Origin of the sequence: Arthrobacter sp. PvP103, from assembly GCF_017833075.1 — a bacterium.
Classification (GTDB): Bacteria; Actinomycetota; Actinomycetes; order Actinomycetales; family Micrococcaceae; genus Arthrobacter.
The window spans coordinates 2,724,330-2,744,409 of the sequence record NZ_JAFIBQ010000001.1; the positions used below are offsets into that span (position 1 = coordinate 2,724,330).

Here is a 20,080-nt window from a genome sequence, read left to right on the forward strand (position 1 = left end):
CCAAGGATGGGATTCAACGATGAAGCGCATCGCACTGCTCAGGGAACGGGTGGCCACCGCCGGCGCCACAGGAACCCACTGCCCGGCATCCGGACTGTGGGCTCCCGCGGACGCGCCGCATGATGGCCACACCTTCTTCGAAGGACACATTTTCCCGTCCTACAACGGCTCGCCCACCGTCTGGCGGCGCAAGACGTCACAGGAAACGTCCCGCTGATATTTCGGGGTTCAGCGCTCCAAGCGGAATCCCAGTTTGATGGTCACCTGCCAGTCGGCCACCTGACCGTTTTCAAGGTGTCCGCGGATTTCTTTCACCTCGAACCAGTCCAGGTTGCGGAGGGTCTTCGCGGCCTCGGCGATCCCGTTGCGGACGGCTGCGTCCACACCCTCGTTTGAAGTTCCGACAATTTCAGAAATGCTGTAGGTGTGATTCGACAACTTCGCTCCTCATAATCTCCATTGACACCCGGAACTGCGGGCCGTCCCTGCAGATTAGCGGACGCAGCGCAGCGCGACTAGGGCTTTCCGGCGGTAAGCGGGCCGGCTGGGAACGGGCCATGTGCCACGCCCGGACCGAATATCGGGCCGGGTTCCGGTCGTTTGGCTTTCAGGCCCAGGTTCGCCGGCCGTTGCCGGACCCGGCGCACCACCCACGGGAACAGGTAGTCCTTGGCCCAGACCAGGTCACTGCTTCTGGCCTCCCGCCAACTGCTGACGGGCAGCACCTTGGGCTCCAGCGGCTTCAGGGTGTGGGGCACATTGAGCGTCTCCAGCACCATCGCCGCAATGGTGTGGTGGCCCAGCGGGGAGAAGTGCAGGCGGTCGGGATCCCACATGTGCGGAGCCGCCAACTGGCGCAGTGTCCACAGGTCGGCCACCACGCCGTCGTGCCGGGCCGCTATGGTGCGCAGGTTTTCGTTGAAGATGGCCACCTTGCCGCGGATGCGGCCAAAGACCGGAGTGTTCCCCCAGTCCGGTCCGGTGAAGAGCACCACGGTCGCCCCGGTGGCGCTGAGGAGCCCGATGGCCGGATCCAGCCTCTCTGCCAGCTTGTCCGGATCACTGCCGCGGAACACGAGGTCGTTGCCGCCGGCCGAGAGTGTGACAAGGTCAGGTCTGAGTTCGAGCGCGGGCCCCAGCTGGTCATCCATGATCTGCTGGAGAAGGCGGCCCCTGACCGCCAGGTTTGCGTAGGCGAAGTCCTGGTGGCCCAGGCTCAGTTCCTCCGCTACCCGGTCTGCCCAGCCCCGGACACCGCCCGGGCTTTGCGGCTCCGGATCGCCGTACCCCTCAGTGAAGGAATCTCCCAGTGCCACGTATCGGTTCCAGGGGTGCGGAGCCGGAGTGGTCGCCGCGGAGGGTATCCGCGCCGGTCCAGGAATGCTGAACGTACTCACGTTTCCCATGGTGACCCCATCACGGGCCCGGCAACAGGGTCGAAGGGCGCAATTCCGCGTGATCCCAAGGCCCGGGCCGGTGTGAGTCCAGCTACACAAGCAGCAGTTAATACCAAGGGGGGTATAAGATGAATAAAGTCCTAGAGCCACGGAGGAAGCAATGGAACTCGATCCCGCCGACATGAAGCCGGTCATCAACCGCCTGCGCCGCGCGCAGGGGCAGCTCGCGGCTGTAACCCGGATGATCGAAGAGGGCCGCGACTGCAAGAGTGTAGTCACGCAGTTGGCCGCTGTTTCCAGCGCCTTGGACAGGGCCGGTTTCTCCATCATTGCCACGGGCCTTCAGCAGTGCCTGCAGCAGGAGGACCCCAGCCTGGACAGGGCTGAACTGGAGAAGCTCTTCCTCTCGCTCGCCTAGCCGCGAGCCCCCGCTTAGCGGCCGCTCCCTCGCCGGGAGGCTAAGGCGTCAGGCGGTGTTCGCCTCGAGCACGTATGTCTTCAGGTCATCCAGGGTCTGCTGCATGTGCGCGTCCATGGCACTGCGTGAGCGGCCGGCGTCCCGCGACTCCAGGGCGTCCGCAATTGCCTGGTGGTGCCCGATCGCATGCTCCTGGATGTCGCGGAACTTCGACGTCTGCGTCCGGCGCTTTTCCAGTACGCGGTGCAGCGGCTCGAACAGGACGGCCACAAAAACGTTCTCCGAGGCGCGCAGGATGACGTCGTGGAAGGCGAGGTCGGCTTCCACGAAGCCGGCCAGGTCGTCGGTGTCATGGGCCTTGCGCATGGCTGCCACGTAGCCGTGCAGGGTACCTATCTCGGCGTCGCTGATGCGGCCCGCCGCGAGTTCGCACGCCCCTGTTTCCAGCATCCGGCGGAGCTCAATTAGCTGGACTGCGGCGGAGGCGTCATTCACGCCCTCAGAGGCTGCGCGGAGCACTGCTTCCAGGGAAGCCCAGCGGTTGAGCGGGTTGACGAACGTCCCCCGCCCGCGCTCCACGCTCAGGATGCGCTGTGCTTCGAGTGTTTTCATGGCTTCGCGAACGGTCATCCGGCTGACCTCGTGCTTCGCGCTCAGCTCCAGCTCGCCGGGGACGCTGGAGCCGGGAGGAAACTCGCCGGCAATGATCCGGTCCAGGAGCTCATCGGCCACCACGCCGACCAGTGATTTACGTGCCAATTTTCCCCCGTTCAGCGGTGAGCGACGATTTGTCCGACAAGTCTACTTGCGCGTCCCTGTGCCTTGTGCCACACTAGCATTCAAATGTTAGATGTCTGACATCTTACAAATACCTACCCGCACAGAGATTTCATACACAACGGAGTGCAAAGTGCCCCTTGAAGCAGATGTACTGGCAGCCTTTCCGGCAGAGGTCCAGATTCCCGCTGAGCTGGTTGCCGACGCTGTGGCGGCGTCTTCGGCAGCCTCCCCCCGAGTGCTCGTAGTGCTCGACGACGACCCCACCGGCACCCAGTCCGTTGCGGACCTGCCCGTCCTCACCCGCTGGGACGTGGCGGATTTCACCTGGGCGTTCGCCCACATCCGGGACAACCAGACGAAGCCCGCCGTCTACGTACTGACCAACACCCGCAGCCTGGACGCGGCAGAGGCTGCCGCGCGGAACGAAGAAATCGTCCGCAACGCCCTGACCGCAGCAGGCTCAGCCGGGAGCGAAGCCGGCACCGCCGGTTCCGGCCTTCGCCTCGGCTTCGTCAGCCGCAGCGACTCCACCCTCCGCGGCCACTACCCGCTCGAGCCGGATGTCATCGCCGCCACCGTGGCCGCCGTCAGCGGCGAGGCGACTGACGGCGTCGTCATCATTCCGGCGTTCCCTGACGCCGGCCGGGTCACCATCGGCGGCGTGCACTACATGCGCGGTACGGGGGACGAAGCAGGCACGCTGACGCCGGTGGCCGAGACCGAGTTCGCGAAGGATGCCTCCTTCGGCTTCGCCAACTCCGAAATGGCCAAGTATGTGGAGGAGAAGTCGCAGGGGCGCTTTGCCGCGGACTCCGTGATCGTCCTGGACCTGAACATCATTCGGGCTTCCACCGATCCGCACATCTCCGCCAAGGCCATCGCCGACGCGATCGAGTCCGCCACCGAGTCCACCCCGATCGTGGCCGACATCGTCTCCGAAAACGACCTCCGCGCCCTCTCTCTGGGCCTCGAGGAAGCCGAACGCCGCGGCAAGAAACTCCTGTACCGCGTGGGTCCGCCGTTTGTCCGCGCCCGGATCGGCCAGGAGATCCGCGCCGAGCTCAGCGGCGAAGAGGCCTACGCCGGCAACACCCCCTCGGAAGCGGGCGGGCTCATCGTCGTCGGCTCCCATGTCGGCGTCACCACCCGCCAGCTCAAGGCCCTCACCGAACAGCACAGCGCAGCGCGCATCGTCGAGATCGACGTCGAGAAGCTGTTGGGCGATGCCGCAGCCAGCTACCTTGACGAGACGGTGGACATGGTGGTGGAGGCGCTGCGTGGCGGCGATGTCATCGTCCACACCAGCCGACTGCTCATCAGGACCGACGACGCCGCCGAAAGCCTGCGGATCGCGCGGACGGTGTCCGCTGCCGTCGTCGCGGTCGTGAACCGCACGCTCAAGACCTTTCCGCCGCGCTTCGTGATCGCCAAGGGCGGCATCACGTCCTCGGACGTCGCCGCGCACGGCCTGGAAATCCGCCACGCGATCGTCCGCGGCCCCATGCTCCCGGGCATCGTGAGCCTGTGGGAACCGGTGGACGGCCCCGCCAAGGGCATCCCGTTCATCGTGTTCGCCGGCAACGTGGGCGACGACCAGTCCCTCGCCGAGGTCACCCGCAAGCTCAGCAACACCTTCTAAGCCTCCCGCCACTCATTCAATGGAGAACACCATGACCAGCAACTACACCATCACCGTCCTGGGGCTCGGCGCCATGGGCCTGCCCATGGCCACCCGCCTGGCCAGCCAGCTCACCGTCCACGGCTTCGACATCGCCGAGCCGCGCCTCAAGCTCGCCGAAGAAGCCGGGATCCGCACCTTCGCCTCTGCCCGCGAAGCCTCCGAAGGTGCCGACGCCCTGCTCCTGGCAGTGCGCAACGGCGAGCAGCTCAACGACGTCCTCTTCGGCGCGAACGGCGTGGCGTCCGTGCTCAAGCCGGGCGCCGTCGTGATCCTCGGCAGCACCGTAGGCACCGACGCCATCCCGGCCACGGTGGACCGGCTGGCCGAATACGGCGTCGAACTGGTGGACGCGCCCCTTTCCGGCGGCCCCAAGCGCGCCGGTGAAGGCGACCTGCTGATCGTGGTGGGCGCATCGCCCGAGGCGCAGGAAAAGGCCCGCCCCGCCCTGGAGCTGCTGGCCTCCACCCTCACCGTTGTGGGCGACAAGCCCGGCGACGGCCAGGCGCTCAAGACCGTCAACCAGCTCCTCTGCGGCGTGCACATCGCCGCCGCTGCCGAAGCCCTTGCCCTGGCCGACGCCCTCGGCCTGGACCAGGAGAAGACCCTCAAGGCCCTCGAAGCCGGTGCAGCGGGTTCGTTCATGCTTTCCAACCGCGGCCCGCGGATCCTGGAGGCCTACAACGAGGGTGGTGCAGAGGTGCTGAGCCGCCTGGACATCTTCGTCAAGGACATGGGCATCGTGGGCAAGGCCACCCGGGCCGCCGGCCTGGCGGCCCCCGTTGCCGCCGCAGCCGAGCAGCTCTACCTCCTGGGCCAGGCCCAGGGCCTCGCCGCGGCCGACGACTCCGCCGTCATCAAGGTCGTCGCCCCCACCAAGCGCAACGCTTAATCCCCACCTAAAGCCCGACGACGGCGGTCCCCCCTCCGTCGTCGTCGAACCACCTCGCCGGGCGTTGCCGGCGACGTCAAAGGAGACACCCTATGAGCGCTCTAGCTCTTCTGGCCATAGCAGTCGCAGGCGTAGCCCTGCTGCTCGTGGCAGTGATCAAGTTCAAGATTCCCGCTTTCCTGGCGCTGCTTGTGGTCAGCGTCGGCGTAGCACTCGTCGCCGGAATCCCCCTTCCGGACATCATCAAAACGGTCACGGAAGGCATGGGCGGGACGCTCGGTTCCGTGGCCATCCTGGTAGGCCTCGGCGCGATGCTCGGAAAGATGATCGAAATCTCCGGCGGGGCGCAGTCGCTTGCCGGAAAGTTCACCCAACTGCTGGGCCCCCGCCGGGTTATTGCAGCCCTCACGGCAGCAGCATTCCTGCTCGCCATACCGGTGTTCTTCGACGTCGGATTCATCATCCTGATTCCCATCATCTACGGCTTTTCCAAAGCTGCTGGTGTGAACCCGGTCAAGATCGGACTTCCTGTCGGCGCCATCATGCTGGCAATCCATGTCGTCGTTCCGCCGCATCCCGGAGTCGTCGGCGGTGCCGGCATCCTCAAGGCAGACATCGGCTGGGCCACAATCTTTGGCCTGCTCATCTGCATCCCCGTGGGGTTCCTCGGCTATTTTGTGGCCAAGAAGCTGAACCGCCGCGAATACAGCATGCTGTCCACCACGGCCGAGCAGTTCCGCCTCTTCGGCAGCGGCAAGTCGGAAGTTGAACAGGATGCGCCCCAGGGAACGTCGAAGTCGTCCGTGCTCACCGCCGTCAAAACGGCGCCCAGTCCTGCCATGATCATCACCCTGATTGTCCTGCCCATCCTCATGATCATGGTGGGCACGGTGGGCGCGGTCATGCTGCCCAAGGATTCCTTCGCGTCCCAGCTCGCCGCGTTCATTGGCGCACCCCTGATCGCGCTGCTCACGGCGTTGGGACTGGCCTACTACTTCCTTGGCATCCGCCGCGGCTGGTCCTCGCAGCACACCGGTGAAGTCATGGACTCTGCGCTGGCTCCCACAGCCATCGTGATCCTTGTAACCGGCGCCGGCGGCGTGTTCGGCAAGGTCCTGACAGTTTCCGGCATCGGTAAGGCGCTGGCCGAAGGACTGCAGTCTGCGGGCCTCCCGGTGATCCTGATGGCCTTCATCCTCGCCGCCATCCTCCGCGCTTCGCAGGGCTCCGCCACCGTCGCCATCATCACCACAGCGGGCCTGCTTGCTGCCTCAGTGGCTGACGGCGGCTACTCGCCGGTACAGACAGCGCTCATCCTGGTTGCCATCGGCTTCGGCGCATTCGGGCTCAGCCACGTCAACGACTCGGGCTTCTGGATTGTGACCCGTTACCTGGGCCTGTCCGTGTCCGACGGTCTCCGCACCTGGACGGTCCTCACCACCATCCTGGGCCTGGCCGGCTTCGCGCTGACCTTTGTTGCCTGGATCCTCGTGGGAGGCCTGAGCGCCTGATGCGTGCCCGACTCGACCACCTGGTAGTTTCCGCCCTCCAACAGGGCGCAGCAGTCCCGGCCTTCACCTGCTACGACTTCACCACGGCCCTGGCAGTGGTGGAGGCGGCGGAAGAAGCCGGCCGCGGGGCCATCCTGCTGGTGGCTCCGAAGACGGCCGGCACCCCCAACGGTCTGCGGCTCATCACGGCACTCCGCGGGCTGGCGGACTCCGCCGGCGTCCCGATTGCCGTGCAGCTGGACCACGCCTCCGATCTCCGGGTGATTGCCGACGCCGTCGCGGCGGGGGCGGATTCGGTCCTCGCGGACGGTTCGTCGCTGCCCTACGAGGAAAACATCGCCCTGGTCCGCGAAGTGCGCGCCGTGCTGGAAGCGCAAGGCCATGCCGACGTCGTGATTGAAGCGGAACTGGGCGGGCTGGCCGGTGACGAGGACCGCGCCTTCGGGGCGGACTCCGTCGGGTCTTCTGCGCAAGGCGCCGCCGGGCTGACCGACTCCGCCCAGGTGGAAGACTTCGTTGCCCGCACCGGCGCCCAGCTGCTGGCCGTGGCCGTGGGCAACGTGCACGGCAAGTACAAGGGCGAGCCGCAGCTGCGGTGGGACGTGCTGCAGGACATCGCAGTGCGCACCCATATCCCGCTGGTGCTGCACGGCGCCTCCGGCATTCCGGCGGAGGAGCTGGTCAAGGCCGCCGCCATGAACGTGGGCAAGGTGAACTTCAACACCGAACTGCGCACCGGCGTGCTGGCCACGCTGGAATCCGAAACCGGCCCGCACCGTGCGGACGGCGAGAACCTCCAGGGTTTGCTCGTGAAGTGGAACGCCTCGGCCAGGGAGTTCGCCGCGGGCGCCCTGTCCACCCTCACGCGCTGAGTCCGCGAAAAAACTCCAACGGGGGAGGCTAGGATCGAGCCATGATCCCGGCCTCCCTCGTTTTTGCGTTCATCGCCGCCCTGCTGCACGTCTACATCTTCACCATGGAATCCATCACCTGGACCCGGCCGGCCACGTGGAAGCGCTTCGGGGTCGCCTCGCAGGCCGACGCCGAGACCACCCGGCCGATGGCCTACAACCAGGGCTTCTACAACCTGTTCCTTGCCGTCGGCGCGCTGATCGGCATCGGCGCGGTCCTGTGGGGCCAGCCGCCGGTGGGCTGGACCCTGATTTTCGCTTCCTGCGGTTCCATGCTGCTCGCTGCCGCCGTCCTGGCGCTGAGCGGACGCAAGTACCTCCGCGAGGCCGCCACACAAGGCACGACGCCGCTTCTCGCCGTCGCGCTCGGCCTCCTGGGGCTGCTGGCCGCCTGAGCGGCATGGCTTATGGCCCTTGACGGAGGCCCGGCGGACAATGGACAGTACGCAGAGAATCGTTCCGCCTCCGTAAGGAGCGCAATGGGTGTTCCGCAGCAGCAGAAGCCGCAGGCAAGCGCAGGGCAGGACTTTCCTGCACCGGACCGCGACGCGGTGATCGACCTTGCCCGTTTCTTCTGCCTGGCCCTGGTGGTGGTGGGCCACACCATGATGGTCAGTCCCGTGCTTCACCCCGACGGCACCGTCACCACCGAAAACACCCTCGCCCTGCAGGACTGGTTCGAGCCGATCATCTGGATCTTCATGGTGATGCCGCTCTTTTTCGTGGCTGGCGGAATCACCGGGCTGCAGTCCTGGCGGCGGCTCAAGGCCCGCGGCGGCAACGGCGTCGAGTTCGCCCAGGCGCGGCTGCTGCGGCTTGTCCGTCCGGCCGCCGCGCTGCTGGCCGTGATGTTCGCCGCGCTGTGGGCTGCGCGGCTGTCGGGCGTGGAAGCGCAGGTGGTTGAGCTGATCGTCACCGGCGCCGGGATGCCGCTGTGGTTCCTGGCTGCGTACCTGGCGGCCCAGCTGAACATCCCCTGGCTGGCGGCACTCCATGACCGCGCACCGTGGCTGACACTTGCCGGCCTCACCGCCCTGGTGGTGGCCGTCGACTGCTTTCGCGGATCCCTGCCGCTGCTGGCCTACGCCAACATCCTGTTCCTCTGGTGCGCTGTCCAGCAGCTGGGGTTCCTGCTCGCCGATGCCCCGGCCGGGAAGCCCGGCGCGTCCACGCTGGTGGGTGTCATCATTGCGAGCAACCTCATTCTGGGCCTGGTCACCGGCCTGGGGCTGTACCGCGGCAACATGCTGGTAAACCTGAATCCTCCCAACCTTTGCCTGTTGCTCCTGGGCGCGGCGCAGGCGGCGGCGCTCCAGCTCGCCCGGCCGGTGCTCGGCGGGGCGGCCTCGGCACAGTGGGTCCAGACCGTGGTGGGGATGGCCGGACGGCGCGCCATGACCATCTACCTGTGGCACCTGCCGCTACTGGCCGCGATGTCCGGGCTGATCCTGCTCACCGATTTCCCCAAACCGCCGGCCGGGACGGCCGCCTGGTGGTGGTCGCGGCCGATGGTCCTGCTCGGCGTCATGGCGCTTTTGCTGCCTGCGCTGGCCGTCTTCGGGAGGCTGGAAGAACGGCCGACGGCGTCAGCCCACTCCCGCCGCCGGCCCGCCGCCGCGGTGGTCCTCGCCGTCGTGGCGGTCTTCATCCCGGTGGTTGACGCGGCCATCAACGGGCTGACGCTCGCCCTCCTGGGCGGGGGAGCGGCATGCTTTGCGCTGGCCGTGCTCCTGCTTGGCCGGATTCCTGTGCGGCCCGGCGGTCCGCCGGACGCCTCCGGCGGACCATTGCCACAAGGGCCTTTAAGTGCCAATGTCGAACCATGACGGAGAACACGGTATCCACTGAAGACACGTTCAGCCCGGACGTCACCACCACCCGGAATGATGACCTTCACCGGTACGAGTTGCGTGTCGGCGGGAAGCTGGCGGTCCAGTCGCGTTTCGTGGACAGACCGGGGCACGTGGACTTCATCCACACCGATACGGCGGAGGAGTTCAAAGGGCAGGGCCTGGCAAAGGTGCTGGCGCATTTCGCCCTCGATGACGTGGTGTCCGCCGGCAAGCGGATCATCCCGCATTGCCCCTTCATTTACGGCTACCTGAAAAAGCACGACGCGTACGGCCAGTTCATCGACTGGCCCGAGCAGCCGCCGACGGACCCCGTCACTGCTTCCTAGGTCACTGCTTCCTAGGTTTGCGCCCGACTGTTGACGGCGCCCTAGCCGTCGAAATGCGTGGAGGGTGACCCGGGGGTAAATGATTCCACGAGCTTTTCCGCCACGACCCGGAGCTTCAGGTTCCGTCCGCTGGAAGCCTTGGTGAGGATGGCCATCGCTTCCTCCTGTGAACACCTGTTCTGGCCCATGATGATCCCGGCCGCGAGGTCTATTGCCGTGCGGGACTCCGTGGCGGAGTGCAGGTCCTCAGCCAGTTGTTGCTGCACGCCGATTCTTACTGCGAGGCGAAGCGCCTTCTCGGCCTGCACAGCGAAGAGCTCAGCCTTCTGAATCGCGGCAGTACTGAAAACGTTCGGGGCCGGAGCGAACACATTCAGCGCCGCGGAAGCGCCGGAGTCAAGGGTGAGGGGGATGCCCAGCACGCTCAACTGCCCCAGCGAGGCAACTGCGTGGCCGTATTCCGGCCACCGGGAGTCAGTGCGCGTGTCCCGGACCAGCACCGTGGTGCCCGTCGACATCGCGTGGAGGCAGGGGCCCTCTCCGTAGTTGCGCTGGATCTCGTCGAAGAGGCGGGCCTCCGGGTTGCTCCAGGCTGCCGTGGTGGTCCGGTGGTGCCGGTTCAGTGTGACCGCGCAGGAAACGTCCTGGCCCAGGGTGCGTGAGAGGGAGTCGGCGGAAAGCTCACAGAACTCCGCCAGGAATCCGCTGACGTCCTGGCTGCTGATGACCAGATCCTGCAACTGTCCCGCCACCGATGTGTCCAGCGTGATCTTGTCCATGTTTCAAGTCTAGATCCGGGCGTAGCCGTGTGACTCTGGCCGGAAGGTCAGCTTGTGGCGCGGGCAACAATTTCGTATGGTTTAGGTGAGTTATGAAGCTGGCTCTTGGACGTCTCATTGGGAGAACCCTTGAACCATAAGCTGCGTGTGCTGGTCCGTGTGGATGTTGATCCCGGACGGGTGACCCTGGAAGTCGCCGGATGCCTGACTCAGTCGAATTACCCCGTGTTGCTGCACATTATGCGCCGCGGGCGCCGGCTCTCGCCGGAGCAGGATATTACCGTGGACCTCCACAATGCCTCCCATCTGGACCCCGAGGTCCTGATGTACCTGCGCCACATTGCCGACCACCAGGCCGCCGGCGGCGCCGATGCTTTCCGGCTCACCCTGGCCGAGCCCGCGGAACTTCCCATCTGCCTTGAGCATGCCGGGCTTGCAGGCGGCGAAGAGATCCTGGACGGGGAAATCAACGCCCTCCTGGACGCTGAGGCCGCCACCGCGTTCGACGTCGACGGCGCTCCGGCGGCCGCCGGCGAGCAGCGCACCATTGACGGCCTGGAGTTGTCCGAGTACCTCGAGGGGAACTTGGATCCCGCATCAACCGTCAAGGCGCTGTCCGACGACGCCCTCGGCAAACTGGCCGACGCACTGTACCGGCACCTGGACACCCGCAGCCCCGTCTTCGGGGCGCACACCTGGTACGAACTGGCCGCGGAGGAACTCCATCAGCGGCACCTCACGGAACCCGAGGGGCCAACGCAGGAGGAAGTCGCAGCCGGCTGACCTCCCACCGCGGTCCCGGTTCACACGTCGCTCCGAGCCTTAGCCCTTTCCGTGCCGTGCAGATAAGGTTGGACTGATTCAGGACAGTCCGCTTTTCCCGCTCCATCGGTCTCACACCGGAGCCGGATCCTCACCGGGCGGCTGACTGAAGCGACGAGGATCCAGGGGGACAGCCGGGCGTGCTGGGGCGTGACGTGGTGGAATCCGGGCCGGAAGCATGTGGACTTCCGCAGGACCGGTTAATCAGGCGTGCCCGGGCGCCCATCGCCTATACCACCTTGGACGGCAATACCGCCTGGTCGAAGTCCAAAGACGGCACGGGCGAGCCCTGGGTGGATTTCGCGGGCGCGGGTCACGGTTTCTGCCCGGTGGTGGACGACGTAACCGCAACCGTTGTACGGAGGCAGCCATGAACCCGCGCCGGCTGAGACTGCGAGAGCTGACGATCAGGCTGATTGTCCTGGCCACGGCCATCCTGGGCCTGAACTACATCATTTGGCGCTGGATGGTGTCGATCAACTGGGAGGCATGGTGGATCGCGGTTCCTCTGGTCCTGGCCGAGACATACTCCCTGGTGGATTCCCTGCTGTTCGGCGTCACCATGTGGCGTTACCGGCAGCGGGATACACCGCCGCCGCCGCCGGGCCTGACCGTCGACGTGTTCATCACTACCTACAACGAGCCCTTTGACCTGGTGATGGGAACGGCCCGCGCAGCAAAGAACATCGAGTACCCGCACCGCACCTGGATCCTCGACGACGGCAACCGCGCCGAGCTGCGTGCCATCGCGGAAGCGGAAGGCATCGGTTGGATCACCCGGTCCGAGGACTGGACCAACCGCCCGCGCCATGCGAAGGCCGGCAACCTGAACAACGCGCTGCTCGCCACAGACGGCGAATTCATGCTGATCCTTGACGCCGACCAGGTGCCGGACCCCAAGATCCTGGACCACACCCTGGGTTATTTCAACGACCGGAAGATGGCGCTGGTCCAGACTCCCCAGGTGTTTGTGAATGTCCCGCCCAATGATCCCCTGGGCAGCCAGGCGCCGCTGTTCTATGGTCCCATCCAGCAGGGCAAGGACGGCTGGAACGCCGCATTCTTCTGCGGCTCCAACGCGATCATCCGCCGTGAAGCCCTGATGCAGTTGGGCGTGATGCGCTACGTCTCGGAAACCGAGCTGGCGCTGAACAAGGCGCTTCGAACGGCGGACAAGGTGGTGGCGAAGGCGAGGCGGCAGCTTGGCCACGGGCAGGAACGGCTGGCCGCGGCGCTGACCACCGTGGCGACCGACCTGCGGCAGGTCCGCCGTGAGCTCAGCGACGGCCAGAGCATTGCCGACGTCACCTACCGGTTCCAGGAACGCGTGGACACCGTGGCGCGGAACCTCGTTGCTGAAGACTTCGCGGCCCTGCACGCCGAGCTGAACTCCATCGAGGGGTTGTCCCGGACGATCGACGCAGACGGCTCCCTTGCGGTCATCGACGACGTTGCGCTGGACAGGCTCTCCCAGCGCGACTGGTCTCCCTTGGGAGCGGTGGAAACCGTCCGCGTCCTGATCGAATCCGTCAACGCCGAGAAGGCCGGCGAGGCACAGGCCGTCATGCCCCTGGCCACCATCTCCGTCACCGAGGACATGGCCACGTGCATGCGGCTGCATTCCCTCGGCTGGGAGTCGGCCTACCACCACGAAAAGCTGGCCGACGGGCTGGCCCCCGAGGACCTCGATTCGATGCTCACGCAGCGGCTCCGGTGGGCGCAGGGAACCATGCAGGTCATGTTCCGGGAGAATCCGCTGCTGCAAAAAGGGCTGAGTATTGCCCAGCGGTTGATGTACCTGGCAACCATGTGGAGCTATCTTGCCGGGTTCGCCGCGGTGGCCTACATCGCCGCCCCCGTCATCTACCTCACACTGGGGATCCTGCCGGTGCAGTCGCTAAGCAACGAGTTCTTCCTCCGGCTCGTCCCGTTCCTGGTGGTCAACCAGATCCTGTTCCTGGTGGTGGGGCGCGGCGTGAAGACATGGCGCGGCCAGCAGTATTCCCTGGCCCTTTTCCCCACCTGGATCAAGTCCGTCACTTCCGCATTCGGGAACGTGTTCCTGGGCCGGGACCTGGACTTCAGGGTCACCCCCAAGACGCTGCAGGAACGCAACCGGCTGCCGTGGCACCTGGTCCGGCCGCAGCTGATTGCCATGATTGTCCTGGTCCTGGCCGCCGTTGTGGGTGTCATCCGCCTGCTGCTGGGCCAGGGCGACGTCCTGGGCAGCTCCGTCAACTTTGTATGGATAGCCTTCGACCTGCTGATCTTCAGCGTGGTCATCGAGGCTGTGCGATACCCCGGCTACGACGCCTGGCTGGACAGCAACAAGAAGAAAGAGGTAAGTCAATGATCGAATTCACCAACGAGACCCTGGCCAACGGAGTGGGCGTGATCCGTCCCGTGGGCCGGCTCAATATGGTCTCGGCGCCGCACCTCGGCGCCAACATTGACGCGCTCATCAGCGACGGCACGGTTCGGCTGGTGGTTGACCTGGCCGGCACCGATTTCATTGACTCGTCCGGCCTGGGCGCGCTGATTACCGGGCTGAAAAAGACGCGGCAGGCCGGCGGTGACCTCCGGTTGGCCAACCCCACGGCGCAGATCACGGCGGTCTTGGAAATGACCAACCTGAACAAGGTGCTTCAGCCGGTCGCCTCGGTGGATGGGGCCTATTGATGAGCAGCCAGTTCGGCCTGCGGGCCGCCGCGGTTCCCGAAAGCCTGGAGCTGGTCCATGACCTGCTGGAGGAAGTCTGGGCGGGCGAACCCGGAATCGAGCCCATGGACCGCATCCGGTTCGAGACTGCGCTCATCGAGGTGGCGTCCAACATCATCGAGCACTCGCAGCCGTCCAGCACCGACCCCGTGCGGTTCGTCCTGGCGGTGGAATGCGAACCGGCGCGACTGTATGCCGAGTTCACGGACAATGCCCGGCCCGCCGGCATCGACCTGACGGCGGCGGAACTGCCGGACGACATGTCCGGGAGCGGCCGCGGACTCGCCCTTGCCAAGGTGGCCCTGGACCAGTTTTCCTACGCCAAGGAGGACACCGGGAACCGCTGGACGCTGCTCTGCCGCCGCAGGACAGCAGCCAGCGCCACGCACTAGGCGGCAAATTCTGCCCCAACCGCGGCGTAGGGGACAGTCAATGACGCCCGGTTGACCCCGAACACCCCCGAAATACGCCAATTTCATAATTAGCTCACAAAAGTTTGACTAAAAGGTTTACCTAAGTAAGGCTTGCCTTGCTACGTTAGCGCGCCGCCAAACGCCTACCAAAGGAAAACCTTGTGACGCTGTTGCCCCCTGTGGACGAAAAACCCCTGGGCCTGCCTGCCCCGACTGCCGGGCACGATTTCGGCTCCCGGGTGGAGCTCGCCCTCGCCGCCACCAACCACCTGTTCAACTCCCGCAATGCGCCGCGCTACGTGGCCCAGGTCCTCCAGGGCGTCAATGCCGTGGCCACCAAACTGGAGCGGACCACCAAACCGTTCTCCGGCGTCGGACCCCGCGAACTCAGGGAACGCGTCGCCGCCGTCGACCTGGGACGCCCCCTCCCGGACACCGCTGCCGCGCTGGCTGAACTTGAAGAGGTGTACCTGAAGGACGCCGTCTACTTCCACGACGCGAAGTACGCGGCCCACCTGAACTGCCCGGTGGTCATCCCGGCGCTGGTGGGGGAGAGCATCCTGTCCGCCGTGAATTCCTCCATGGACACCTGGGACCAGAGCGCGGGCGCCACCATGATCGAGCGCCGCCTCATCGACTGGACCGCGGAGCGGCTGTCCCTCGGCGACACGGCCGACGGCGTGTTCACGTCCGGCGGAAGCCAGTCGAACCTCCAGGCGCTGCTTATTGCCCGCAACCACGCAGTCGCCGGACTGCGGAAGCTGCCCGGCAACGAGTCCCTCCGGCTGCCGGGCCTGCTGGACAAGCTGCGTGTCTTCGCTTCGGAGGACAGCCACTTCAGCATCCGCAAATCGGCGTCCATGCTGGGGCTGGGGTACGACGCCGTCGTGCCGGTCGCGTATGGACCCGACCACCGGATGGACCACGCCGCGCTGAAGACCGCACTCGCGCGGACTGCCGACGCCGGCCTGGTGCCGATGGCCGTCGTGGGAACCGCCGGGACCACCGATTTCGGCGCGGTGGATCCGCTCGCGGAACTGGCCGCCCTCTCCAAGGCTTACGGGGCGTGGTTCCATGTCGACGCCGCCTACGGCGGCGGGCTCATGGTTTCCGGCCGCTACGGGCACCGGCTGGAGGGAATCTGCCTGGCCGACTCGGTCACCGTGGACTTCCATAAGACATTCTTCCAGCCCGTCAGCTCCAGTGCCCTGCTGGTGCGGGACCGGGCCATGCTGCAGCATGTGACCTACTATGCGGACTACCTCAATCCGGAGAGCGCCGCGCTGGCGGAGATTCCCAACCAGGTGGACAAGAGCATCCAGACCACGCGGCGCTTTGACGCGCTGAAGCTCTGGCTCACGCTCCGGATCATGGGGGCGGATGCCGTAGGTGCCCTGCTGGACGAAGCGATCGACCTGGCGGCCCGCACCGGGCAGGCCCTGGCCGCGGACCCGGACTTTGAGCTGGCCGCCGAGCCGCAGTTGAGCACGCTCGTGTTCCGGTACCGCCCGGTCCTTGCTGACGGAACCCGCGTTGAGGAGGACATCGCGGATATCCTCAATCCGGCCATCCGGGCCGCGGTGTTTGCCTCGGGCGACGCGGTGGTGGCCGGAACCACGGTGGCCGGCAGGCATTACCTGAAGTTCACGCTGCTCAACGCCGAGGCCACCCCGGAGGACATCAACGCGATCATCGACCTGCTCCGCAGCACGGGCGAAGCGCTGCTTGCCGGGCAGGAGGCCGCAGCGTGAGCGCAGCCTCCGGCGCCGCTGGCTCCAGTACTTCAGGCGTCGGCACCCCGGGCCGCATATACGACGTCGCCGGAATCGGCGTTGGACCCTTCAACCTGGGACTCGCCGCGCTTGCTGAGCCTGTGGACGGGCTCGACGCAGTGTTCCTGGAACGCCGCGACTCGTTCGACTGGCACCCCGGCATGATGCTGGAGCCCGCCCACCTGCAGGTCCCGTTCATGGCGGACCTCGTGACGCTGGCCGACCCCACATCCCCGTATTCGTTCCTGAACTTCCTGAAGCAGACGGGCAGGCTCTACCGCTTCTACATCCGGGAAAACTTCTACCCGCTCCGCGCCGAGTACAACCAGTACTGCCAGTGGGTGGCCGGCCAACTCGAATCGGTGCGGTTCGGCACGGACGTCCAGGAGATCACGTACGACGACGGCGTGTACACGCTGTCCGTGGACGGTCCGGCCGGGCCTGAGGTGCTGCGCGCGCGGCGGCTGGTGCTGGGCACCGGAACGTCGCCGTACCTACCGGCAGCCTGCGACGGAATAATCGAGGCGGCAGCCAACGGAGGCGGTGTGGTGCTCCACAACGCCGACTACCTGGCGCGGAAAAGTGAACTGCAGGAGCAGCGGAGCATCACCATCGTGGGCAGCGGCCAGAGCGCCGCCGAAATCTACTACGAACTGCTGCAGGAGATCGACGCCCACGGATACGGGCTGAACTGGGTCACCCGGTCCGGGCGGTTCTTCCCGCTGGAGTACACCAAGCTCACCCTGGAGATGACGTCGCCTGAGTATGTGGACTACTTCCACGGGCTTCCGGAGGAGCAGCGCGACGGCCTGATCAAGAGCCAGAAGAACCTGTACAAAGGCATCAACTCCGAGCTCATCGACGCCATCTACGACCTCCTGTATGCCAAGAGCCTCTCCGGCGTCGTGGATACGCGGCTGCTGACGCACTCGGCACTCACCGGGGCCTCCTGGGACCCGGCAGCCGGTACGCACACCCTGCAGTTGCGGCACGAGGAGCAGGGCGCGGACTACGCGCTGGACACCGGCGCCGTGGTGCTTGCCACCGGCTACGGCTACCGCGAGCCGGGGTTCCTGTCCGGAGTGCAGGACCGCATCGCCCGCGACGGCACCGGCAGGTTCGCGGTGGAGCGCAACTACAGCACTGGCGTCGAGCCCGGCGAGATCTTCGTCCAGAACGCCGAACTCCATACTCACGGCTTCGTTACGCCGGACCTCGGCATGGCCGCCTACCGCAACTCCTGCATCCTGCGCGAAATCTGCGGGCGTGAGATCTATCCCGTGGAACAAAGCATTGCCTTCCAGGAGTTCGGGGTGCCGGCGCCGGCACTGGTGCCGGCATGAGTTTCATGTTCCGCTGCTTCGACCCGGAATCCGACGCGCAGCTCCTCCATGGCTGGGTGACCCGTCCTTATGCCGCTTTCTGGGGGATGCAGTCCGCCACCGTGCCGGACGTTGTCCGGGAGTACTCAAAGATCCAGTCCAGCGGGCATCACCACGCGCTGCTGGGGCTCGACGGCGGAGTTCCCGCCTTCCTGATGGAGGAGTACCTTCCGGCCTTCTCACCCCTGGCCGGCCTCTATGCCGTCCAGCCGGGGGACATCGGCATGCACCTGTTGGTGGCACCGCCGGCCGGGCCGCCCCGCACCGGCTATACCGCCGCCGTGATGGAAGCGGTTTTGGACCGGCTCTTCGCGAAGGACAGGGTGGAGCGCGTGGTGGTTGAGCCGGACGCCCGGAACCACAAGATCCATGTCCTCAACGAACGGCTGGGATTCCGGCCTGCCGGGGAGATCGCCCTGCCGGACAAGCAGGCCCTCCTCAGTTTCTGCACCCGGGAAGCCTTCCATGCCGCCCGCGCCGCCCGCCATCCATCCCCGACCCACCCCGGAGCATCACTATGACCATCGCTGACCTGGAAGCCGTCCTGACCACGGGCAACGCGGCAACGCACCTCACCCCGGAACGCTGGGCGGCGGCCAACCGCCACCTTGTCCGCAAGGCGCTCGCCGAGTTCTCCCATGAGCGCATCCTCTGCCCGGAACCAACCAGCGCCGGGGACCCGGCCGGGGGCGGCAGGGAATCCGCAGCCCGGTCCCGGGACTACCGGGTGCTCAGTGATGACGCCACGGTTGAATACCGCTTTTCCGCTACGATCCTGCCCCTTGAGCACTGGTCCGTGGATGCCGGCTCGATCACGTGCAGCCGGGAGGGGGAGGACGCGCCCCTGGACGCGCTTCGGTTCATCACCGAATTCCGCGACACCCTGGGGATCCGGCCGGAGATGCTCCCGGTCTACCTTGAGGAGATCAGCAGCACGCTCTCCAGCCATGCATACAAGCAGTGGATGGGCCAGCCGTCCTCCGCTGAGCTGGCGGCCGGTGTGACGCGCGGCGCGGATGCGGCCACGGACTTCCAGGCCATTGAACGGAGCATGACTGAGGGGCATCCCTGTTTCGTGGCCAACAACGGCCGGTTGGGCTTCGGCATCCACGATTACCGTGCCTTCGCTCCGGAAGCCGGCGCTCCCGTCCAGCTGGAATGGATCGCAGTGCACCGGAGCAAGGCGGTGTTCACCTCCAGCGAGGGGCTGGACTATGCCGCCCACCTTGACGCCGAACTCGGCGCGGGCGTCCTGGCCTTCTTCGATGCCGAGCTCACTGACCTGGGATTGGACCCGGCCCGGTACTTCCTGATGCCGGTGCACCCCTGGCAGTGGGAGAACAAGCTGACGGTGACCTTTGCCGCCGAAATCGCCCGGCAGCACGTTGTCCACCTCGGCATCGGGGCTGACAGCTACCAGGCGCAGCAGTCCATCAGGACATTCTTCAACACGTCCGCGCCGGAAAAGGCCTACGTCAAGACGGCCATGTCTGTCCTGAACATGGGCTTCATGCGCGGGCTCTCGCCGCTGTACATGAAGGCCACCCCGGCCATCAACGACTGGCTTCAGGAGCTGATCGGCGGCGACGAGGCCCTGCGGGGCCGGGGACTTGCGATGATCCGCGAGGTGGCCGCCATCGGATACCACAACGGCTATTACGAGGCGGCATCCGCCAAGGATTCGCCGTACCGGAAAATGCTGTCGGCGCTGTGGCGGGAGAGCCCGCTGCCGTTGCTGGAGGACGGGCAGCAGCTGGCCACCATGGCCTCGCTCCTGCACGTTGACTCGGCCGGCAGGCCCATGGCGTCCGCGCTGATCGAACAGTCCGGACTCGCACCGGCGGAGTGGCTTCGGCGGTACTTCGAGGCCTATCTCGTCCCGCTGGTGCACTGCCTGTACCGCTACGAGCTGGCGTTCATGCCGCACGGGGAGAACGTGATCCTGGTCCTTGAAAACGGCGTGCCCGTGCGTGCGGTGATGAAGGACATTGCCGAGGAAATCGTAGTGATGGGGGACCGGCTCGAGCTGCCGGACGCCGTGTCCCGGATCAAGGCGGATATTCCCGACGGCGAGAAGGTCCTGGCAATCTTCACCGATGTGTTCGACTGCATCTTCCGGTTCCTCGGTGCCCTCCTCGAGGAGGATGGCGTGCTTGGCGGCAAGGAATTCTGGCGCATCGCGGCTGAAGCCATTCGCGACTACCAGGCGGAACACCCGGAGCTGGCAGACCAGTTTGCCCGCCACGACCTGTTTGCGCCCGACTTCCAGTTCTCCTGCCTGAACAGGCTGCAGCTGCGCAACAACCAGCAGATGCTGGACTTGGCGGACCCGTCCGGAGGCCTGCAGATGGCCGGCCGGCTGGCGAACCCCCTCGCAACGTCCGCCCGGGAAGTTCCGGGTGAGGCGCCCGGCGCAAGGGACTAGGCT

The 20,080-nt window shown here is 66.1% G+C and carries 21 protein-coding genes; 17 read left to right on the forward strand and 4 right to left on the reverse strand.

All coding sequences use genetic code 11. The features are described from left to right. Window positions 1-19: 19 nt before the first annotated feature. Window positions 20-217 carry a hypothetical protein gene (locus JOE41_RS12555; RefSeq protein ID WP_209752530.1) on the forward strand — a complete coding sequence of 66 codons (198 nt, stop codon included), beginning with the start codon at window positions 20-22 and terminating at the stop codon, window positions 215-217. Between the two features lie 11 nt (window positions 218-228). On the opposite strand, the gene JOE41_RS12560 is transcribed toward JOE41_RS12555, so the two are convergent. Continuing rightward, window positions 229-438, reverse strand: a complete 210-nt coding sequence (locus JOE41_RS12560) for a dodecin (protein WP_011690139.1) — start codon at window positions 436-438, stop codon at window positions 229-231. A gap of 77 nt (window positions 439-515) precedes the next feature. Beyond that, window positions 516-1,406, reverse strand: a complete 891-nt coding sequence (locus JOE41_RS12565; protein WP_011690140.1) for an SGNH/GDSL hydrolase family protein — start codon at window positions 1,404-1,406, stop codon at window positions 516-518. A gap of 151 nt (window positions 1,407-1,557) precedes the next feature. Between JOE41_RS12565 and JOE41_RS12570 the strand changes: the two genes are divergently transcribed. After that, on the forward strand, window positions 1,558-1,815 hold the full coding sequence (locus JOE41_RS12570) for a metal-sensitive transcriptional regulator (RefSeq protein WP_209752531.1): 258 nt from the start codon (window positions 1,558-1,560) through the stop codon (window positions 1,813-1,815). 48 nt (window positions 1,816-1,863) lie between these two features. On the opposite strand, the gene JOE41_RS12575 is transcribed toward JOE41_RS12570, so the two are convergent. Further along, the gene (locus tag JOE41_RS12575) at window positions 1,864-2,574 is read right to left on the reverse strand and encodes a FadR/GntR family transcriptional regulator (protein ID WP_209752532.1); all 711 of its coding nucleotides are present in this window, start codon (window positions 2,572-2,574) and stop codon (window positions 1,864-1,866) included. Window positions 2,575-2,725: 151 nt separating this feature from the next. Here JOE41_RS12575 and JOE41_RS12580 point away from each other — a divergent pair, with 151 nt between their 5' ends. From JOE41_RS12580 to JOE41_RS12610, 7 genes are all read left to right on the forward strand, one after another. Continuing rightward, a complete protein-coding gene (locus tag JOE41_RS12580) occupies window positions 2,726-4,234 on the forward strand; it encodes a four-carbon acid sugar kinase family protein (RefSeq protein ID WP_209752533.1) in 1,509 nt (502 codons plus the stop codon). A 31-nt stretch (window positions 4,235-4,265) separates the two neighbouring features. Beyond that, the gene (locus tag JOE41_RS12585) at window positions 4,266-5,165 is read left to right on the forward strand and encodes an NAD(P)-dependent oxidoreductase (RefSeq protein WP_209752534.1); all 900 of its coding nucleotides are present in this window, start codon (window positions 4,266-4,268) and stop codon (window positions 5,163-5,165) included. A gap of 92 nt (window positions 5,166-5,257) precedes the next feature. Next, window positions 5,258-6,676, forward strand: coding sequence for a GntP family transporter (locus JOE41_RS12590; RefSeq protein ID WP_209752535.1), 1,419 nt, complete (start codon window positions 5,258-5,260; stop codon window positions 6,674-6,676). Further along, a complete protein-coding gene (locus JOE41_RS12595) occupies window positions 6,676-7,548 on the forward strand; it encodes a class II fructose-bisphosphate aldolase (RefSeq protein ID WP_209752536.1) in 873 nt (290 codons plus the stop codon). Before JOE41_RS12590 ends, JOE41_RS12595 begins: the two co-directional genes overlap by 1 nt. Window positions 7,549-7,589: 41 nt before the next feature. Then, on the forward strand, window positions 7,590-7,982 hold the full coding sequence (locus JOE41_RS12600; RefSeq protein ID WP_209752537.1) for a DUF1304 domain-containing protein: 393 nt from the start codon (window positions 7,590-7,592) through the stop codon (window positions 7,980-7,982). Window positions 7,983-8,066: 84 nt separating this feature from the next. Continuing rightward, window positions 8,067-9,413, forward strand: a complete 1,347-nt coding sequence (locus JOE41_RS12605) for an acyltransferase (protein WP_011690148.1) — start codon at window positions 8,067-8,069, stop codon at window positions 9,411-9,413. After that, the gene (locus tag JOE41_RS12610) at window positions 9,410-9,766 is read left to right on the forward strand and encodes a GNAT family N-acetyltransferase (protein WP_011690149.1); all 357 of its coding nucleotides are present in this window, start codon (window positions 9,410-9,412) and stop codon (window positions 9,764-9,766) included. Before JOE41_RS12605 ends, JOE41_RS12610 begins: the two co-directional genes overlap by 4 nt. A 41-nt stretch (window positions 9,767-9,807) precedes the next feature. On the opposite strand, the gene JOE41_RS12615 is transcribed toward JOE41_RS12610, so the two are convergent. Then, window positions 9,808-10,545 carry a GAF and ANTAR domain-containing protein gene (locus tag JOE41_RS12615; protein ID WP_209752538.1) on the reverse strand — a complete coding sequence of 246 codons (738 nt, stop codon included), beginning with the start codon at window positions 10,543-10,545 and terminating at the stop codon, window positions 9,808-9,810. Between the two features lie 225 nt (window positions 10,546-10,770). Here JOE41_RS12615 and JOE41_RS12620 point away from each other — a divergent pair, with 225 nt between their 5' ends. The 8 genes from JOE41_RS12620 (at window position 10,771) to JOE41_RS12655 (ending at window position 20,077) form a co-directional block, all read left to right on the forward strand. Continuing rightward, complete coding sequence (locus JOE41_RS12620) at window positions 10,771-11,328, forward strand: hypothetical protein (RefSeq protein ID WP_209752539.1); 558 nt, start codon at window positions 10,771-10,773, stop codon at window positions 11,326-11,328. 409 nt (window positions 11,329-11,737) lie between these two features. Continuing rightward, entirely contained in the window at window positions 11,738-13,720 is a 1,983-nt protein-coding gene (locus tag JOE41_RS12625) for a glycosyltransferase family 2 protein (RefSeq protein WP_209752540.1), read from the forward strand. Next, window positions 13,717-14,046 carry an STAS domain-containing protein gene (locus JOE41_RS12630; protein ID WP_209747986.1) on the forward strand — a complete coding sequence of 110 codons (330 nt, stop codon included), beginning with the start codon at window positions 13,717-13,719 and terminating at the stop codon, window positions 14,044-14,046. Before JOE41_RS12625 ends, JOE41_RS12630 begins: the two co-directional genes overlap by 4 nt. Then, a complete protein-coding gene (locus JOE41_RS12635; RefSeq protein ID WP_209752541.1) occupies window positions 14,046-14,477 on the forward strand; it encodes an ATP-binding protein in 432 nt (143 codons plus the stop codon). Before JOE41_RS12630 ends, JOE41_RS12635 begins: the two co-directional genes overlap by 1 nt. 188 nt (window positions 14,478-14,665) lie before the next feature. Continuing rightward, window positions 14,666-16,249, forward strand: a complete 1,584-nt coding sequence (locus JOE41_RS12640) for an aspartate aminotransferase family protein (protein ID WP_280873701.1) — start codon at window positions 14,666-14,668, stop codon at window positions 16,247-16,249. Beyond that, complete coding sequence (locus JOE41_RS12645) at window positions 16,246-17,613, forward strand: lysine N(6)-hydroxylase/L-ornithine N(5)-oxygenase family protein (RefSeq protein ID WP_209752542.1); 1,368 nt, start codon at window positions 16,246-16,248, stop codon at window positions 17,611-17,613. Before JOE41_RS12640 ends, JOE41_RS12645 begins: the two co-directional genes overlap by 4 nt. Then, a complete protein-coding gene (locus JOE41_RS12650) occupies window positions 17,610-18,173 on the forward strand; it encodes a GNAT family N-acetyltransferase (protein ID WP_209752543.1) in 564 nt (187 codons plus the stop codon). Before JOE41_RS12645 ends, JOE41_RS12650 begins: the two co-directional genes overlap by 4 nt. Then, a complete protein-coding gene (locus JOE41_RS12655; RefSeq protein WP_280873498.1) occupies window positions 18,170-20,077 on the forward strand; it encodes an IucA/IucC family siderophore biosynthesis protein in 1,908 nt (635 codons plus the stop codon). The genes JOE41_RS12650 and JOE41_RS12655 overlap by 4 nt, the downstream gene beginning before the upstream one ends. Window positions 20,078-20,080 lie beyond the last annotated feature (3 nt).

Excerpts from the sequence above, each read along its gene's own strand:
- JOE41_RS12610 (WP_011690149.1), top strand. The coding sequence starts at position 9,410 with ATGACGGAGAACACGGTATCCACTGAAGACACGTTCAGCCCGGACGTC.
- JOE41_RS12585 (WP_209752534.1), top strand. The coding sequence starts at position 4,266 with ATGACCAGCAACTACACCATCACCGTCCTGGGGCTCGGCGCCATGGGC.
- JOE41_RS12595 (WP_209752536.1), top strand. The coding sequence starts at position 6,676 with ATGCGTGCCCGACTCGACCACCTGGTAGTTTCCGCCCTCCAACAGGGC.
- JOE41_RS12605 (WP_011690148.1), top strand. The coding sequence starts at position 8,067 with ATGGGTGTTCCGCAGCAGCAGAAGCCGCAGGCAAGCGCAGGGCAGGAC.
- JOE41_RS12615 (WP_209752538.1), bottom strand. The coding sequence starts at position 10,545 with ATGGACAAGATCACGCTGGACACATCGGTGGCGGGACAGTTGCAGGAT.
- JOE41_RS12625 (WP_209752540.1), top strand. The coding sequence starts at position 11,738 with ATGAACCCGCGCCGGCTGAGACTGCGAGAGCTGACGATCAGGCTGATT.
- JOE41_RS12630 (WP_209747986.1), top strand. The coding sequence starts at position 13,717 with ATGATCGAATTCACCAACGAGACCCTGGCCAACGGAGTGGGCGTGATC.
- JOE41_RS12600 (WP_209752537.1), top strand. The coding sequence starts at position 7,590 with ATGATCCCGGCCTCCCTCGTTTTTGCGTTCATCGCCGCCCTGCTGCAC.
- JOE41_RS12635 (WP_209752541.1), top strand. The coding sequence starts at position 14,046 with ATGAGCAGCCAGTTCGGCCTGCGGGCCGCCGCGGTTCCCGAAAGCCTG.
- JOE41_RS12655 (WP_280873498.1), top strand. The coding sequence starts at position 18,170 with ATGACCATCGCTGACCTGGAAGCCGTCCTGACCACGGGCAACGCGGCA.
- JOE41_RS12565 (WP_011690140.1), bottom strand. The coding sequence starts at position 1,406 with ATGGGAAACGTGAGTACGTTCAGCATTCCTGGACCGGCGCGGATACCC.
- JOE41_RS12590 (WP_209752535.1), top strand. The coding sequence starts at position 5,258 with ATGAGCGCTCTAGCTCTTCTGGCCATAGCAGTCGCAGGCGTAGCCCTG.
- JOE41_RS12555 (WP_209752530.1), top strand. The coding sequence starts at position 20 with ATGAAGCGCATCGCACTGCTCAGGGAACGGGTGGCCACCGCCGGCGCC.
- JOE41_RS12650 (WP_209752543.1), top strand. The coding sequence starts at position 17,610 with ATGAGTTTCATGTTCCGCTGCTTCGACCCGGAATCCGACGCGCAGCTC.
- JOE41_RS12570 (WP_209752531.1), top strand. The coding sequence starts at position 1,558 with ATGGAACTCGATCCCGCCGACATGAAGCCGGTCATCAACCGCCTGCGC.